General features: G+C 60.4%; 16 protein-coding genes. 9 read left to right on the forward strand and 7 right to left on the reverse strand.

Translation table 11 applies throughout. The features are described 5' to 3' along the window. Positions 1–197 precede the first annotated feature (197 nt). Positions 198–1,514, forward strand: coding sequence for a cytosine deaminase (locus tag ENGE1_RS19000; protein WP_048254508.1), 1,317 nt, complete (start codon positions 198–200; stop codon positions 1,512–1,514). Between the two features lie 6 nt (positions 1,515–1,520). Here ENGE1_RS19000 and tsgA read toward each other — a convergent pair whose 3' ends face one another. Beyond that, positions 1,521–2,705 (reverse strand): MFS transporter TsgA, encoded by a 1,185-nt coding sequence (tsgA, locus tag ENGE1_RS19005; RefSeq protein WP_048254507.1) that lies wholly within the window; start codon positions 2,703–2,705, stop codon positions 1,521–1,523. Between the two features lie 275 nt (positions 2,706–2,980). Here tsgA and ppiA point away from each other — a divergent pair, with 275 nt between their 5' ends. The 5 genes from ppiA to argD all read left to right on the forward strand — a co-directional run bounded on the left by ppiA (position 2,981) and on the right by argD (position 6,313). Beyond that, positions 2,981–3,553 carry a peptidylprolyl isomerase A gene (ppiA, locus tag ENGE1_RS19010; protein WP_043081165.1) on the forward strand — a complete coding sequence of 191 codons (573 nt, stop codon included), beginning with the start codon at positions 2,981–2,983 and terminating at the stop codon, positions 3,551–3,553. Between the two features lie 103 nt (positions 3,554–3,656). Next, positions 3,657–3,824, forward strand: coding sequence for a YhfG family protein (locus ENGE1_RS27175; RefSeq protein ID WP_071199947.1), 168 nt, complete (start codon positions 3,657–3,659; stop codon positions 3,822–3,824). Beyond that, a complete protein-coding gene (locus ENGE1_RS19015; RefSeq protein WP_048254505.1) occupies positions 3,814–4,416 on the forward strand; it encodes a putative adenosine monophosphate-protein transferase Fic in 603 nt (200 codons plus the stop codon). Before ENGE1_RS27175 ends, ENGE1_RS19015 begins: the two co-directional genes overlap by 11 nt. A 30-nt stretch (positions 4,417–4,446) precedes the next feature. Further along, positions 4,447–5,010 carry an aminodeoxychorismate synthase component 2 gene (gene pabA / locus ENGE1_RS19020; protein ID WP_043081163.1) on the forward strand — a complete coding sequence of 188 codons (564 nt, stop codon included), beginning with the start codon at positions 4,447–4,449 and terminating at the stop codon, positions 5,008–5,010. Positions 5,011–5,089: 79 nt separating this feature from the next. Next, positions 5,090–6,313 (forward strand): bifunctional acetylornithine/succinyldiaminopimelate transaminase, encoded by a 1,224-nt coding sequence (gene argD / locus ENGE1_RS19025; RefSeq protein WP_043081162.1) that lies wholly within the window; start codon positions 5,090–5,092, stop codon positions 6,311–6,313. Here argD and ENGE1_RS19030 read toward each other — a convergent pair. Together ENGE1_RS19030 and crp are read right to left on the reverse strand one after the other, a co-directional pair. Then, entirely contained in the window at positions 6,300–8,381 is a 2,082-nt protein-coding gene (locus ENGE1_RS19030) for a YccS/YhfK family putative transporter (protein ID WP_048254503.1), read from the reverse strand. The two genes, argD and ENGE1_RS19030, sit on opposite strands and share 14 nt — an antisense overlap. Positions 8,382–8,435: 54 nt before the next feature. Further along, positions 8,436–9,068 carry a cAMP-activated global transcriptional regulator CRP gene (gene crp / locus ENGE1_RS19035; RefSeq protein ID WP_000242758.1) on the reverse strand — a complete coding sequence of 211 codons (633 nt, stop codon included), beginning with the start codon at positions 9,066–9,068 and terminating at the stop codon, positions 8,436–8,438. 293 nt (positions 9,069–9,361) lie between these two features. Between crp and ENGE1_RS19040 the strand changes: the two genes are divergently transcribed. Beyond that, the gene (locus tag ENGE1_RS19040) at positions 9,362–9,766 is read left to right on the forward strand and encodes an OsmC family protein (protein ID WP_043081160.1); all 405 of its coding nucleotides are present in this window, start codon (positions 9,362–9,364) and stop codon (positions 9,764–9,766) included. A gap of 44 nt (positions 9,767–9,810) precedes the next feature. Here ENGE1_RS19040 and ENGE1_RS19045 read toward each other — a convergent pair whose 3' ends face one another. The 4 genes from ENGE1_RS19045 to ENGE1_RS19060 form a co-directional block, all read right to left on the reverse strand. Then, positions 9,811–10,680, reverse strand: a complete 870-nt coding sequence (locus tag ENGE1_RS19045) for a phosphoribulokinase (RefSeq protein WP_043081159.1) — start codon at positions 10,678–10,680, stop codon at positions 9,811–9,813. Between the two features lie 37 nt (positions 10,681–10,717). Then, positions 10,718–10,936, reverse strand: a complete 219-nt coding sequence (locus ENGE1_RS19050; RefSeq protein ID WP_045288289.1) for a YheU family protein — start codon at positions 10,934–10,936, stop codon at positions 10,718–10,720. Continuing rightward, a complete protein-coding gene (locus ENGE1_RS19055; protein ID WP_045288288.1) occupies positions 10,933–11,955 on the reverse strand; it encodes a hydrolase in 1,023 nt (340 codons plus the stop codon). Before ENGE1_RS19055 ends, ENGE1_RS19050 begins: the two co-directional genes overlap by 4 nt. Positions 11,956–12,037: 82 nt before the next feature. Continuing rightward, the gene (locus tag ENGE1_RS19060; protein WP_048254500.1) at positions 12,038–12,757 is read right to left on the reverse strand and encodes an NUDIX hydrolase; all 720 of its coding nucleotides are present in this window, start codon (positions 12,755–12,757) and stop codon (positions 12,038–12,040) included. Between the two features lie 196 nt (positions 12,758–12,953). On the opposite strand from ENGE1_RS19060, the gene prs reads away from it, so the two are divergent. Then, positions 12,954–13,823 (forward strand): ribose-phosphate diphosphokinase, encoded by an 870-nt coding sequence (prs, locus tag ENGE1_RS19065; RefSeq protein WP_043081155.1) that lies wholly within the window; start codon positions 12,954–12,956, stop codon positions 13,821–13,823. A gap of 4 nt (positions 13,824–13,827) precedes the next feature. Next, positions 13,828–15,318, forward strand: a complete 1,491-nt coding sequence (locus ENGE1_RS19070; RefSeq protein ID WP_048254499.1) for a nicotinate phosphoribosyltransferase — start codon at positions 13,828–13,830, stop codon at positions 15,316–15,318. Positions 15,319–15,346 lie beyond the last annotated feature (28 nt).

Raw genomic sequence — 15,346 nt, forward strand, 5'->3', positions numbered from 1 at the left:
ATTCAGCCATGAGGATTATTGACGTGAATCAATTTGCGCCCTGCCTACCCCTTAATGAGTATTTTGTTGATTTGGCTCGATTTTTATAAGTTACGGAATTATTTCGACTTTTGTCGTTGATGCATTTATGTACTGTTTTTGCCCGGATTGGGCTAAAAATGCATCAGCACCAACGGCAAGCACACTGGAGAGAGATGATGAGTTCGACACCGCTTTGGCTGATTGAAAATGTCCGCCTGCCGGGACGGGAAGGATTATGGCAGCTCGGCATCGACGAGGGACGCTTTCGCAGCATCACGCCGATGGGCGAAGCCCGCAGCGAGAGCCTGGAAGTGCTCAATGCCCGGGGCGGGCTGGCCGTGCCGCCGTTTATTGAACCGCACATTCATCTGGATACCACCCAGACCGCCGGCGAGCCGCACTGGAACCAGTCCGGCACTCTGTTTGAAGGCATCGAGCGCTGGGCCGAGCGCAAGGCGCTGCTGACCCATGAGGACGTTAAGGCGCGGGCGTGGCAAACCCTCAAGTGGCAGATAGCCAACGGTATTCAGTTCGTACGTACCCACGTCGACGTATCCGATCCGACGCTGACGGCCCTGAAGGCGATGCTGGAAGTAAAGGCCGAGGTGGCGCCGTGGGTTGACCTGCAAATCGTCGCCTTCCCGCAGGAGGGCATCCTCTCCTATCCCAACGGCGCCGCGCTGCTGGAGAAGGCGCTGGAATTGGGGGCCGATGTGGTGGGCGCCATTCCGCACTTCGAATTTACCCGCGAGTACGGCGTCGAGTCGCTGCACATCGCCTTTGCGCTGGCGAAGAAGTACAACCGGCCGCTGGATATCCACTGCGACGAGATTGACGACGAGCAGTCCCGCTTCGTGGAAACCGTCGCCGCCCTGGCGCTGAAGGAGGAGATGGGGGCGCGGGTGACCGCCAGCCACACCACCGCGATGCACTCCTACAACGGGGCGTACACGTCCCGCCTGTTCCGCCTGCTGAAGCTGTCTGGCATCAATTTTGTCGCCAATCCGCTGGTCAATATTCACCTGCAGGGGCGCTTCGATGATTATCCGAAGCGGCGCGGCATCACCCGGGTGAAGGAGCTGATGGGGGCCGGGATCAACGTCTGCTTCGGCCACGATGACGTCTTCGACCCCTGGTATCCGCTGGGCACCGGCAACATGCTGCAGGTGCTGCACATGGGGCTGCACGTCTGCCAGCTGATGGGCTATCAGCAGATCGACGACGGCCTTCGGCTCATCACCCATAATAGTGCCCGCACCTTCGGCGTCAGCGATTACGGCATTGAAGAGGGGAATACCGCGAACCTGGCTATTCTGCCCGCAGAGAGCGGCTTCGAGGCGGTGCGCCGGCAGGTGCCGGTCCGCTGGTCGATTCGCCAGGGCCGGGTGATCGCCACCACCCAGTTGGCCCAGACCTGGGTACAGACGGACAGCGGCGGGGAAGAGGTGTTCTTTAGCCGGAGTGGCCCCTTTAGCGGCGGTAAAGGGGCCTAGGTTGTTCTAGTGGGAAGCCGCCGCCGCGTTATGCTGGCGGTGGCGGCTGACGAAGCCCAGCGCGAGGCACATCGCGAAGACCACGGCGTAGAGGCCGTTAGCGGTCATCAGCGCCGCTTTGATGCTGTAGTGCTCAACGATAGGGGCGGTGACCACGAAGGTCAGCATGGTGCCAATGGTGCCGCAGGTGAGCACGAAGTTAACCAGTTTCGGCGACGCCACGCGGGTCTGCAGCGAACCCAGGGTAATAATCGAGGTATAGATAGCGCTGGACGAAAAGCCGAGGGTCAGGATAAACCACGCCATATGTTCCGTGGCGCCGTGGATAAACAGGTACATCAGCACGGTGGCCAGCCCCGCCAGCACGGTCAGGATGCGCTGCAGATCGAAGAAGCGCAGGATAAAGCTGAAGATCCACATGCCGACCATATAGGACATCCAGAAGTCGCTCACCAGCTTACCCGCATCGCCGAGGCTCATGCCCAGCCCCTGCGCGTACTGTGGCACCCACGAAATAAAGCCCAGCTGGCCGAGGATGTAGCACAGCGCGGCAACGGAAAGAAACAGCACGCCGATGCCCCACTTCTCTTTCACCTGCGGCCGATCGCTGTCGGCGGCTTTCTGGCCCAGTACCGGGAACTCGCAGCCGAGCGTCAGCAGGAAAATCGCCAGGTAGAGCAGGCCGATACAGGCGTAAACCCAGTACCACTCAATGCTGCGGGCCAGCAGATACGCCGCGACCATCGGGAAGACCATTCCCGCCATGCTGAAGAAGGAGTCGGTAAACAGCAGGCGGGCGCCGCGCTGGCGGCCTTCATACATGTGGGTAATAAGGAAAGTGCCGATGGACATGGTAATGCCGCTCACCAGCCCGAGTACGAACATCGAGGCGGAGAAAATCGCGAGGCTGTGGCCGAAGAACAGCCCGGCCAGCGCCAGCAGCATCAGCACAAAACCGAAGCGCAGCTGCGTTCTCAGATGCACGATCTCCATCAGCCAGGCGTTAAGGAAGATGGAGATCAGGATCCCGGCGTTGAGGAAGGTAAAGGTGTTGCTCATGCTGGAGACCGGAATATGGAAGTAATCGGCAATATTGCCCATCACCATGCCGGTAACGATCACCAGCGCGCCGGTGAGCGCGTAGGAGAAAAAGCTTATCCATGTGAGCTTAATACGATTGCTGTTTGTCATGACTGACCTGCGTATAGAAGAGTAAAACGCATTGACCTGCGCGGATGGGCAGATTTTATGCGTTAAAGTGATACGGGCAATCCTTTATTGTGAAAATTGTGAAATTCATTATCTTTTAGTGTGATTCATATCACAATCGTATGGCAACAGCCGGTCATCTGTAAAAGTAACAACTGTTTCTGGTAAGTAAACTTTAGTAAAAGGCTGGTTTGAAAAACAATCGCCTTTTAGAATCAGGCGATTCGCGAACTCTTCCGCACTGTTAAGGAATTCACATGCTCAAATCCACTCTGGCTGCCGTTGCGGCTCTCCTGGCCGTCACGGCACTCTCACCCGCAGCGCTGGCGGCCAAAGCCGATCCCCACGTGCTGCTTACCACCTCTGCCGGGAACATTGAGCTGGAGCTGAACAGTCAGAAGGCCCCGGTATCGGTGGAAAACTTCGTTAGCTACGTCAACAGCGGCTTCTACAACAACACCACTTTTCACCGCGTGATCCCGGGCTTTATGATCCAGGGCGGCGGCTTTACCGAGCAGATGCAGCAGAAGAAGCCGAATCCGCCGATTAAAAACGAAGCCGACAACGGCCTGCGCAACACCCGCGGCACCATCTCGATGGCGCGCACGGCGGATAAAGACAGCGCCACCAGCCAGTTCTTTATCAACGTGGCGGATAACGCCTTCCTCGACCACGGCCAGCGCGACTTCGGCTACGCGGTATTCGGGAAAGTGGTGAAAGGCATGGACGTTGCCGATAAGATCTCCCAGGTCGCCACCCACGACGTCGGCCCGTTCCAGAATGTGCCGTCCAAGCCGGTGGTTATCCTCTCCGCGAAGGTCCTGCCGTAACCGCTTCCGGTGCGGGCGCCTGCTCGTACCGCCGCGTACTCTCTGCGTAACCCGAAATTGCTGCTTATACTGAGGGCTGATAAGGGAACCGCAGGGAGTCCAGATGAAAAAGCTCACCGATAAGCAAAAATCCCGCCTCTGGGAGAGTACCCGCAATCGCAATTTTCAGGCCAGCCGACGGCTGGAGGGGGTTGATACGCCGCGCGTTGATCTTGACCCGGAACAGGCGCTGGCCCGCCTTGAGGCGCTGAGGAGGCACTATGAGCGATAAATACGGCAACGATCGCGATCCGTACCTCTATCCCGGCATCAACGTGCTGAAAAATCGCCTCGCCATTCGTCAGATGCAGCGCCTTGAACAGGCGGCTTACGAAATCACCGCCCTGCGGGCGGCGACGCTGCCGCTGGGGCCGAAGGTGCGCGGCCTGCCGTACCTGTGCGCGATTCACCACGCGCTCTATCAGGATATCTTCGACTGGGCGGGAAAATTTCGCCAGGTCGACCTCTATCAGGGTGATACCCGCTTCTGCCACTTTGCCCGCATCGAGCAGGAGGGCAATGCGCTGATGCAGGATCTGGAGGAAGAGGCGTGGCTGGCGGGGCTGGAAATGGGCGAGTTTATCGCCCGCCTGGCCCACTACTATTGCGAGATTAACGTCCTGCACCCCTTTCGCGTCGGCAGCGGTATCGCGCAGCGGATCTTCTTCGAGCAGATGGCTATCCACGCGGGCTACCTGCTGTGCTGGGAAGGCATCGAACCGCAGGCCTGGAGCCAGGCCAATCAGAGCGGGGCGATGGGCGACCTAGAACCGCTGGAAGCGCTGTTTACTAAAGTGGTGAGCCCGGCGGCGGAAATTGGGTAAACTAGCCCGGTTTGCCGCTACGGAGCCGTCATGATCCTGCTTATCGATAACTATGACTCGTTTACCTGGAATCTCTATCAGTACTTCTGCGAGCTGGGCGCAGAGGTGCTGGTGCGCCGCAACGACGAGATAACCCTGGCGGAAATCGCCGACCTGGCGCCGGCGAAGATCGTTATCTCTCCCGGCCCCTGCACGCCCGATGAGGCCGGGATCTCCCTTGAGGTTATCCGCCGCTGGGGCGGGAAGACGCCGATCCTCGGCGTCTGCCTGGGCCACCAGGCCATCGCTCAGGCGCTGGGCGGCCGGGTGGTGCGCGCGGCGAAGGTGATGCACGGCAAAACGTCGGCCATCACCCATACGGGGAAGGGCGTATTTCGCGGACTGAATAACCCGCTGACCGTGACGCGCTACCACTCCCTGATTGTCGATCCCGACACGCTGCCGGACGTCCTGGAGGTTACCGCCCGCAGCGACAGCGGCGAGATCATGGGCCTGCGCCACCGCGAGTGGGATCTGGAGGGCGTGCAGTTCCATCCGGAGAGCATTCTCAGCGAGCAGGGGCATGCCCTGCTGAATAATTTCCTGCATCGTTAAATTGTCTGTTGCCAGTCTGTGATTTTTTATGCATATTTTGTGAGTAATTTATCATATTCATAGGCGCAAGAGGATGGTTATGGCAACGCAGCAGGCGGATATTACCCGGGCCACATTTGATGAAGTGATCCTGCCCATTTATGCACCGGCGGAGTTTATTCCGGTGAAGGGGCAGGGAAGTCGGATCTGGGACCAGCAGGGTAAAGAGTACGTAGATTTTGCCGGCGGCATTGCCGTCACGGCGCTGGGCCACTGCCATCCGGCGCTGGTGGCGGCGCTGAAAAGCCAGGGCGAGACCCTGTGGCACACCAGCAACGTCTTTACTAACGAACCGGCCCTGCGCCTGGGGCGCAAGCTGGTGAACGCGACCTTCGCCGAGCGGGTGGTGTTTATGAACTCCGGCACCGAAGCCAACGAAACCGCCTTCAAGCTGGCGCGCCACTACGCGGCGACCCGCCACAGCCCCTACAAAAGTAAAATTATCGCCTTCCACAACGCTTTCCACGGCCGGTCGCTGTTTACCGTCTCCGTCGGCGGGCAGCCAAAATACTCCGACGGCTTCGGTCCCAAGCCGGCAGATATTGTCCACGTGCCGTTCAACGATCTGCACGCGGTGAAGGCGGTGATGGACGATCACACCTGCGCCGTGGTGGTTGAGCCTATCCAGGGCGAAGGCGGCGTGACCGCCGCGACGCCGGAATTTTTGCAGGGGCTGCGGGCGCTGTGCGACGAACATCAGGCGCTGCTGGTGTTTGACGAGGTGCAGTGCGGCATGGGCCGCACCGGATCGCTGTTCGCCTGTATGCACTACGGCGTGACGCCGGACATTCTCACCAGCGCGAAGGCGCTGGGCGGCGGCTTCCCGATCAGCGCGGTGCTGACCACGGAAGAGATCGCCAGCGCCTTCCATCCCGGCTCCCACGGTTCGACCTACGGCGGCAACCCGCTGGCTTGCGCGGTGGCGGAGGCGGCTTTTGACATTATCAACACGCCTGAGGTGCTGGACGGCGTGCGCGAGAAGCGCGAGCGCTTCGTCAGCCATCTTCAGCAGATTAACGAGCAGTACGGGATCTTCAGCGATATTCGCGGCATGGGCCTGCTGATCGGCGCCGAACTGAAGGCGGAGTACAAGGGCCGCGCCCGCGATTTTCTGCACGCCGCGGCCCGCGAAGGGGTGATGGTGCTCAACGCCGGGCCGGACGTAATGCGCTTCGCGCCCGCGCTGGTAGTCAGCGGTGACGATATCGATGAGGGCATGACCCGCTTCGCCCGGGCGGTCGGCGCCGTCCTCAGCGCTTCCTGAGCCGCCGGTTAAGCCAGATGCCGTGATGCGGCCTCTGGCGCCACGCCACCGAGGAGATGGTGTACATCGAGTTGAGGTGGCCGAGAATGCGGTGCAGGTGGATCTCCAGCGGGCTCAGCGGGCCGTGGGGAAGCCCCTCAAGGACATCCATCACGTTGGCCTCGCCGCTGCTGCCGGGTTCATCGTACTCCAGCCGCTGCTGGCAGCGCTGGAGCGCGATTTCGCATGATTCCAGGTAGCGTCCCGCTAATCTCTCCGTCAGCATGGTGTGCTCCCTGGCCAGAATGGTCATGGCGTTGATGTGCTCGACAATGAACTGGCTGTGGGTCACCCACAGCTTCATATCCGCCAGATACTGCGTATTGAATCCCGGCTCCTGCATCGCCTGATTGAGCGAATTGAACAGCGTATTGTGCGCCTGGTTGACCTGCATCCGCTGATAGGCCATGGCGGGCGCTTCATGTACCGGGCTCAGCAGCAGGCGGATCGCGTTCTGATCGTGCTCCAGCGCGTCGTGGGCGTTCTGGCGCAGCAGACCGCTCTGCCACTGGGGCCACAGCCAGACCATGCCGGCAAAGGCGATCAGGCAGCCAATCAGGGTATCCACCAGCCGGGCGAGAATGAACTGGTCGCCGTTAAGGGTCAGCAGCTGCAGGGTATACACCGCGGTAACCGTAAAGCCGACGGTCGCCCAGCCGTAGTTTTTCCGCACGATGAGGTAGCTGATGAGGGTTATCACCAGCATGGCGCTCAGGGTGTAGCTCTCGGGCACGCGGAAGTGCAGGGTGGCCGCAGCAATGAACAGCCCGGCCAGCGTGCCCGCCGTACGGTGAAAAATGCGTACCCGGGTGGCGCCGTAGCCGTTCTGGGTGACCAGCAGCAGGGTCATCAGGATCCAGTAGGGCTTCTGCAGGTGCAGCGCGGCCCCGGCCAGGCTGGCAATGCTCAGCATCACCGCCAGACGGGCGGCATTGCGCAGGGCCGGCGATTTGAGGGAGAGATAGCTCTTCAGGGCCGGGATCAGCGGCAGCCGCCGCTCGGCGTTGGCCATCAGGTTGCGGGCGTAGAGCGGGCGGTTTGACTGCAGCACCCGCCCGATGCGGCTGAAGTGCCAGGCGCAGAACTGACCGACGGGATTATCCGGATGCTGGCGGGCTATCTTATCCAGCGCCGCCGTCTGCTTCTCCATGCTGAAGCGCTTCGGAAAGCGGTGATAGAGGATATCGTCTGCCATTACCCGCAGGCGGGCGGAGACGGTCTGCGCGTTCCAGCGGATCACCGCTTCGGCGTGGGTCTGCTCCACCAGCTTCTGCACCTCGGCGGGCTGGTGGAGGCTGACCGAGATATGCTCCTGCAGATCGAGGCCCATCTGAAAGATGCGCAGCAGCCGCTTGTAGTCGCGGTTGCGGTTGGCAGACAGCATGTGCAGCTGCTGATAGCACTGGGTAATCAGATCCACGGCCTTCTGCTGGCGCGCCAGCAGCGGCGGCAGGGCGGTCTCCGGATCGGTATGCTGGGTCAGCAGGCTGTACTTTGCTTCGCAGTAGTCGGCGAGATGGCGATAGAGCAGGCTCAGGGATTCGCGCAGAGGCTGTTCGCGCCACAGCCAGAACCAGAACCAGTTGAACAGGCCGTACCACAGCGTGCCGAGAGCGTAGATCAGCAGCGGCTGCCAGACCGGCATATTGCCCGCGAGGCTCAGGGTAAAGATGGCGGCGATAAGCGACGCCGGCAGCAGGCGCGCGTGCAGGGAGCTTATCTCGGCGGTGACGCCGAGCGTCAGCGCCAGCCCGCTGAGGATCAGCGGCAGCGGCACGTCCTTCGCCAGCAGCAGCTGGACGACCAGGCTGCAGCCCGCGAACAGGCTGCCGCCGATAACCAGACGTTTAAAAAAGCGCTTGTGCGGCGTATCCAGTCCGGCAATGTTGCAGCAGGCGGGTACCAGCGAGAAGAGTAGCCCGTGCTGCAACTGGCCCAGCAGCAGACCGATGGCCACGGGAAGACACAGCACCAGGGTTTGCCGCAGCGCGTAGTTGATTTCCGGGTGGTAGATGAGCCTGCGCCACATGACGTAGAGACAAAAACGGCGCGCTGCGGGGGGCAGTGCGCCGCCTGTGCGGTCTTAGCGGGTGCCGTAGACCACGATAGTTTTACCGTGGGCGGAGATCAGGTTCTGATCTTCGAGCATCTTCAGGATGCGGCCAACGGTTTCGCGGGAGCAGCCGACGATCTGGCCGATCTCCTGACGGGTGATTTTAATTTGCATACCGTCAGGGTGGGTCATCGCGTCAGGCTGTTTTGCCAGGTTCAGCAGGGTCTGGGCGATGCGGCCGGTCACGTCGAGGAAGGCGAGGTTACCCACTTTCTCAGAGGTGACCTGCAGACGGCGGGCCATCTGCGAGGAGAGACGCATCAGAATGTCCGGGTTAACCTGGATCAGCTGACGGAATTTTTTATAAGAGATTTCAGCAACTTCACAGGCAGTTTTCGCCCGTACCCATGCGCTACGCTCCTGGCCTTCTTCAAACAGGCCAAGCTCACCAATGAAATCGCCCTGGTTGAGGTAGGAGAGGATCATCTCTTTCCCTTCTTCATCCTTAATGAGTACAGCAACAGAACCCTTCACGATGTAGTACAGCGTTTCCGCTTTTTCACCCTGGTGAATCAGCGTGCTTTTGGATGGGTACTTATGAATGTGGCAATGAGACAAGAACCATTCGAGGGTAGGGTCTGTTTGCGGTTTGCCAAGCACCATGCGCGGTTTTCCTCTGTTATAAGCTATATCCAACGGCAGAAACGACACCACCGCTGGCGTTGCATTCATATCCTTCCCTGTGTCCGGGAAGTCGGCTGTCATATCAGGCGGCAGCCTGTAATACCTTCTGCGTACGGGCAGAATATCTACGTATCATCCCGGTTGTTGTAGCATAGCTTTCGGCGCGTGTCTCGTGGTGTCTCGCTTCAGCATGACCTGGATCGCCTTCCATTGCGGGATTTGTTATGTGCGCGTAATCTGTGAAGAAAATTGTTCAGCTGGAGTAAACGATTATGCAAGCACGCGTGAAATGGATTGAGGGATTAACCTTCCTGGGCGAGTCCGCATCCGGTCACCAGGTTCTGATGGACGGCAACTCAGGCGACAAGGCGCCGAGCCCGATGGAGATGGTGCTGATGGCAGCAGGAGGCTGCAGCGCGATTGACGTGGTGTCTATTCTGCAAAAGGGCCGCCACGACGTGGCCGACTGCGAAGTCAAGCTGACCTCCGAGCGTCGGGAAGAGGCGCCGCGCTACTTTACCCATATCAACCTGCACTTTATCGTCACCGGTAAAGAGCTGAAGGAGGCCGCCGTGGCCCGCGCGGTTGAGCTGTCGGCGGAAAAGTACTGCTCCGTGGCGCTGATGCTGGAGAAGGCGGTCAATGTGACGCATTCGTTTGAGGTGGTTGCGGGCTAAGGTACAGGCGTTGGGTGGAGTGAGGGGCAAACGCCCCCGCCCCATCACTGAATTTTCCGGCCTTCCATCAGCCGCTCCACCAGCGGCGTCATGATCAGCTCCATCGCCAGCCCCATCTTGCCGCCCGGCACGACCAGGGTGTTCATGTGCGAAATAAACGAGCCCTGCAGCATCGCCAGCAGCCAGGGGAAATCGATATTGCTCAGGTTGCGGAAGTGGATAACCACGAAGCTCTCATCGAGGGAGGGAATGCCTTTCGCGGCGAACGGGTTCGAGGTGTCCACCGTCGGCACGCGCTGAAAGTTGATGTGGGTGCGCGAGAACTGCGGGGTGATGTAGTTGATGTAGTCGTCCATCGAGCGCACGACCGAATCCATCACCGCCTCGCGGGAGTGCCCGCGCTCGCTGGTATCGCGGATCAGCTTCTGGATCCATTCGAGGTTGACGATAGGCACCACGCCCACCAGCAGGTCGACGTGCTTCGCCACATCGTGCTGCGGCGTGACCACGCCGCCGTGCAGCCCCTCGTAGAACAGCACGTCGGTAGGCTCCGGCAGCGGCTGCCACGGCGTAAAGGTGCCCGGCACCTGGTTCCACGGCACCGCTTCGTCGTAGGTGTGCAGGTATTTACGCGACTGGCCCCTGCCGTGCTGGCCGTACTCGACAAAGGTGCGCTCCAGCAAACCGAAGTCGTTGGCGTCCGGGCCAAAATAGCTAATGTGCCGTCCCAGATCGCGCGCTTTGCGGATCGCCATATCCATTTCCGGGCGGGTGTAGCGGTGAAAGCTGTCGCCTTCGACCTCCGCCGCCTGCAGGTTGAGCTGGGCGAAGATTTTACGGAAGGCGAGGCTGGTGGTGGTGGTTCCGGCTCCGCTGGAGCCGGTTACGGCAATCACCGGGTATTTGGCAGACATGGCTACTCCCTGAATTCATCATCATCTCTGAGTATAGTCAGCCGCGAAACTGCGCGCGGGGCATGATATTCACGGTCTCGTGCAGTTCGGACCACACCAGCACTGCTTCCCCGCTTTTTAACTGCTCTTTGACGTCGGCGACTTTATCGTGAAGCGAGCGTTCATGTTCACCATAATCGGTGCCTTCACGCAACACAAAGCTCTCGATCAGGTTGTCGAGGGTCTCAGATTCCAGATCCTGCCAGGGAATAATCATGCCGGACTCCGCAGAAACTGCTTCAGCCAGTCGGGAATACGCTTCTCCAGCCACATCTCGGGGCGGCGCAGGGTACCGCCGACAAAGCCGACGTGGCCGCCGTGCTCGGTCAGCTGATAGTGAATATTGTTCGGCAGCTCTTCCTGGGCAGGAATGGAGTGGTGATCCATGAAAGGGTCGTCTTTGGCGTGAATAATCAGCGTCGGCCGGGTGATCTGGCTCAGCACCGGCATGGCGCTGCACTGGCGATAGTAGTCGATGGCGTCGGCGAAGCCGTGGATTTTCGAGGTGATCAGATCGTCAAACTCGCGAATGCGCCGCACGCTCTTCAGCCGCTTGAGATCCACCGGCAGGGTACCGGGATAGGCCTTCAGCTTGCGGGAGGCGTTGGCCTTCAGCAGATTGAGCAGATAGCGCTGGTAGACGCGGGAGAAGCCCTTGTCCATGTGGTAGCAGCAGGCTTCCAGCATAAACGGCGCCGAGACAATCACCGCGGCATCGAGCGGCACGCTGTCGCCCTCTTTTGCCAGCAGGCAGGCGAGCATATTGCCGCCCAGCGAATAGCCGACCGCCGCGGTCGGCGCGTTGCCGAACTCGCGGCGCAGCCAGGAGAGGAACCAGCTGCCGTCCTCCGTTTCGCCGGAGTGATAGATGCGCCGCGCGCGGTTGGGCTCGCCGCTGCAGCCGCGAAAGTGCATCACTACGCCCAGCCAGCCCTGCTGCATGGCGGCGTGTACCAGACCGTGGGCGTAGGGGCTGTGCAGGCTGCCTTCCAGGCCGTGAAACACCACCAGCCGCGGCTTGTGGCGGGCCTGGTACGGATCTTCACTCCACGCCAGATCGATAAAGTCGCCGTCGGGCAGGTCCAGACGCTGCCAGTGCGGTTCGAACTGAACGCGGCGGCGAATAAGGCGCGGCAGCATGGTCTGCAAATGACGATTGGACACGCCGCGCATGGGATGAAACTCGCGGGAGTCGGCGTCAGAAGCAGTCATGTCAGCGGGAGTAATTTCAACCATAGCACCAGAATTATTTAGAAACGTTGAGAAAGTATACTACTGCGCAATGCGCGTGAGAGTTAGTCAATATGTGATTTTATAACTAATCTGCCAACAGGTTGCGCGAAAACAGGTGGATATCGACACCGGGCTTTCGTCGCCACAGCCGCGCCTTTCGCGCGCCGGTCGCCGCGCTTTCACCGGTCTCTTCGAACATGCCCGAGGCCTCAAAGCGGCGGATAAGACTCTTCCTCTGGATAGGCTGACCGAGAATTATCTCGGTGGCCTCCTGCAGCTGGCCGTGGGTAAAGCACGCCGGCAGGGCGTAGACGGGCAGCAGAGAGTACATGGTTTTTTGCCGCAGGCGCGAGAGCGCCATCTGAATGATATCGCCGTGATCAAAGGCCAGGGCGTAATCACCGAGTTGCTCCACCGGCACCCAGCGGGCGTCGCTGACCGTGGCGATGTGCGGTTCACAATCCTCCCAGGCGATCAGAGCGAACCACGCGACCGTCAGGCTCCAGCCGCGCGGATCGCGGCCGGGGCCGGAGACGGTGCCGAGTTCCTCCAGCCAGGAGGGAACAATACCGGTTTTCTCCGTCAGCTTGCGCAGGGCTGTGGCGCGGGTGCCGTCATCCTGCTGCATATCAATAAAGCCGCCGGGCAGGCCCCACAGGCCCTGCTGGGGCGGCGCCGCGCGCTCAACCAGCAGCACGCACAGCGACTGCTGGTGCAGGGTGAAGAGCACGCTGTCGACGGTGACCAGCGGCGAAGGAAAGCGGCTGGCATCGTAGCGATTGAGGTAGTCGACATCGGCAGTCATAGGCACTCGCGGCGGATAAAGAAATGACCGGGCAAGTTTACCAGCCCGCTCTGTACCAGCAAGGTTAAATTTTTGTTGTTGAAAATCATGGTGTTGTTTTTGTGCTGCTAAATTGATGTGAATTTGCACTTGCGCCATAAGTGTCTTTAGGACACTATTAAATTGTCTTAGGGACACAATTAAACAGGAGAGTATCATGAGCGAAAAATTAACGCTGTGGCTGGACGACAACCCCGTTGCGCTGTCCAGCGGCGCATTCCCCGACGGCGCCGGCTGGCTGAAGGTCAGCGGGGAGTTACCGGCCAGCGCGACCCTGATGCGCATCCGGGCCGTTGCCCTGCGCGACATGAACGACTTTATGCTGCTGGCGCAGCTGGTGGAAGCCGTGCGCCACGTCACCGACGTCACCTTCAGCCATCTTGAGCTACCCTGGCTGCCGTGGGCCCGCCAGGACAGGCACATGGTGCCGGGGGACAGTTTTGCGCTGAAAGTGTTTGCGCAGCAGCTTAACCTGCTGGCCTTCGACAAAGTCATTGTGCTCGATCCGCACAGCGACGCCGCCGCTGCGGCGATTAACAACATGGTTGCCGTTCCGCAGCAGACCTGCCTGCTGCAGAGCCGCAGGCTGCGCGAGGCGCTGGCCGCCGGTGAGTTTATGCTGGTAGCCCCCGACGCCGGGGCGCTGAAGAAGATAGACGCGGTAGTGAAAGCCAGCGGCGCGGCGGAGTACGCGATCCTCAGCAAAGTGCGCGATGTCGCCAGCGGCGCGCTGACCGGCTTCGCCCTGCTGGCCGGGGACGTGGCGGGAAAAGATGTGCTGATCGTTGACGACCTGTGCGACGCGGGCGGTACCTTCCTCGGCTCGGCGCAGGTGCTGCGCGACGCGGGGGCCCGCAGCGTCAGCCTGTACGTCACCCACGGTATCTTCTCGAAGGGGATCGACAACCTGCTCAATAACGGCATTGATGCCGTCTACACCACCACCTCGCTGGCGCCGGCTAATCTGCAGCATCCGCAGCTGTCGCTTATCGATATCGACGCTATCTATCAGGCATACGGGAGATAACCTCATGAAAATGAATCCGATTCTGGCTATCGACGGCTATAAAGTGTCTCACCGCGTGCAGTATCCGCAGGGGACAACGAAGGTCTACTCAAACTTTACCCCGCGCAGCGACCGCTTTTTCCAGTCGCCGCTGGCGGACGGCAAAATGGTGTTCTTCGGCCTGCAGGGCTTTCTGCAGTGGTTCCTGGTAGATCTGTTCAACGAGGCGTTTTTCGCCCGCCCGCAGGACGAGGTGGTCAGCGAGTATAAGCAGGTGATGGACGGCTACCTCGGCCCGGACGCGGTGACGGTGGACCACATTCGCGATCTGCACCAGCTTGGCTACCTGCCGCTGCACATCAAGGCGCTGGACGAAGGCTCAAAGGTGCCGATGAAGGTGTCGGTATTGACCATCACCAATACCCGCCCGGAGTTTTTCTGGCTGGTTAATTATCTGGAAACGGTGCTGTCCGCCGAGCTGTGGAAGGCGTCAACCAACGCCACCATTGCCCACCACTACCGCAAAATCTGCGCGCGCTGGGCGGAGAAAACCTGCAGCGACCTGTCGCACCTCGACTTCCAGTGCCACGACTTCTCGTTTCGCGGTATGTCCGGCCTGCAGGATACCGCCCAGGCGGGCTGCGGCCACCTGCTGAGCTTTAAGGGCACCGACAGCATTCCGTCGCTGCTCTACGCCCGGGACTACTACACCGACGGCGAAGCCTATTTCATCGGCGCGACGATCCCGGCCACCGAGCACAGCGTGATGTGCATGGGCCAGCGCGAGAGCGAGATTGAGACCTTCCGCCGGCTGATCGCCGATCTCTACCCGCAGGGCTTTGTCTCCATCGTGTCCGATACCTGGGACTACTGGCGGGTGCTGACGGAGTATACGCGGGAGCTGAAGGCGACCATTATGCAGCGCGAAGGGCGCGTGGTGTTCCGCCCGGACAGCGGCGATCCGGTGGCTATACTCTGCGGCACCGGCGCGGATAGCGATACCCGGGCGGAGCGTACGCCGGAAGAGAAGGGCTCCGTTGAAGTGCTGTGGGAGATTTTCGGCGGCACCGTGAACGACAAGGGCTACAAGGTGCTCGATCCGCACGTCGGCCTGATTTACGGCGACTCGATTACGCTGGCCCGCGCCGATGAGATCCTTACGCGCCTGGAGGCTAAAGGCTTCGCCAGTTCTAACGTCGTGTTCGGGGTCGGTTCTTTTACCTACCAGTACAACACCCGCGACACTTTCGGTTTTGCGATGAAGGCGACCTGGGGCGAGGTCAACGGGGAGGGGCGGATGATCTTTAAAGAGCCGAAAACCGACAGCGGCCTCAAGCGCTCGGCGCGCGGCCTGCTGCGGGTAGCGCGCGATGCGCAGGGCGAACTGGCGCTGTTCGATGAGCAGACGGCGGAACAGGAGCAGCAGGGCGAGCTGACGACGCGCTTTCTCGACGGCAAGCTATACCGCCGCGAGCATCTGGAGCAGATCCGCGCAAGGCTTGCGGCGCAGCAGTAGACGGTTAGCGCAGCCGCCGCCTTTTTGC

Source organism: Pluralibacter gergoviae ATCC 33028 = NBRC 105706 (assembly GCF_001598855.1).
Lineage (GTDB): Bacteria > Pseudomonadota > Gammaproteobacteria > Enterobacterales > Enterobacteriaceae > Pluralibacter > Pluralibacter gergoviae.

What these genes read in the sequence shown, in the direction of transcription:
- ENGE1_RS19000 (WP_048254508.1), top strand. Translation starts at nt 198, where the DNA reads ATGAGTTCGACACCGCTTTGGCTGATTGAAAATGTCCGCCTGCCGGGA.
- ENGE1_RS19055 (WP_045288288.1), bottom strand. Translation starts at nt 11,955, where the DNA reads ATGGTTGAAATTACTCCCGCTGACATGACTGCTTCTGACGCCGACTCC.
- ENGE1_RS19015 (WP_048254505.1), top strand. Translation starts at nt 3,814, where the DNA reads ATGAGCGATAAATACGGCAACGATCGCGATCCGTACCTCTATCCCGGC.
- ENGE1_RS19040 (WP_043081160.1), top strand. Translation starts at nt 9,362, where the DNA reads ATGCAAGCACGCGTGAAATGGATTGAGGGATTAACCTTCCTGGGCGAG.
- pabA (WP_043081163.1), top strand. Translation starts at nt 4,447, where the DNA reads ATGATCCTGCTTATCGATAACTATGACTCGTTTACCTGGAATCTCTAT.
- ENGE1_RS19070 (WP_048254499.1), top strand. Translation starts at nt 13,828, where the DNA reads ATGAAAATGAATCCGATTCTGGCTATCGACGGCTATAAAGTGTCTCAC.
- ENGE1_RS19030 (WP_048254503.1), bottom strand. Translation starts at nt 8,381, where the DNA reads ATGTGGCGCAGGCTCATCTACCACCCGGAAATCAACTACGCGCTGCGG.
- ENGE1_RS19050 (WP_045288289.1), bottom strand. Translation starts at nt 10,936, where the DNA reads ATGATTATTCCCTGGCAGGATCTGGAATCTGAGACCCTCGACAACCTG.
- argD (WP_043081162.1), top strand. Translation starts at nt 5,090, where the DNA reads ATGGCAACGCAGCAGGCGGATATTACCCGGGCCACATTTGATGAAGTG.
- ppiA (WP_043081165.1), top strand. Translation starts at nt 2,981, where the DNA reads ATGCTCAAATCCACTCTGGCTGCCGTTGCGGCTCTCCTGGCCGTCACG.
- ENGE1_RS19045 (WP_043081159.1), bottom strand. Translation starts at nt 10,680, where the DNA reads ATGTCTGCCAAATACCCGGTGATTGCCGTAACCGGCTCCAGCGGAGCC.
- ENGE1_RS19060 (WP_048254500.1), bottom strand. Translation starts at nt 12,757, where the DNA reads ATGACTGCCGATGTCGACTACCTCAATCGCTACGATGCCAGCCGCTTT.
- ENGE1_RS27175 (WP_071199947.1), top strand. Translation starts at nt 3,657, where the DNA reads ATGAAAAAGCTCACCGATAAGCAAAAATCCCGCCTCTGGGAGAGTACC.
- tsgA (WP_048254507.1), bottom strand. Translation starts at nt 2,705, where the DNA reads ATGACAAACAGCAATCGTATTAAGCTCACATGGATAAGCTTTTTCTCC.
- crp (WP_000242758.1), bottom strand. Translation starts at nt 9,068, where the DNA reads ATGGTGCTTGGCAAACCGCAAACAGACCCTACCCTCGAATGGTTCTTG.
- prs (WP_043081155.1), top strand. Translation starts at nt 12,954, where the DNA reads ATGAGCGAAAAATTAACGCTGTGGCTGGACGACAACCCCGTTGCGCTG.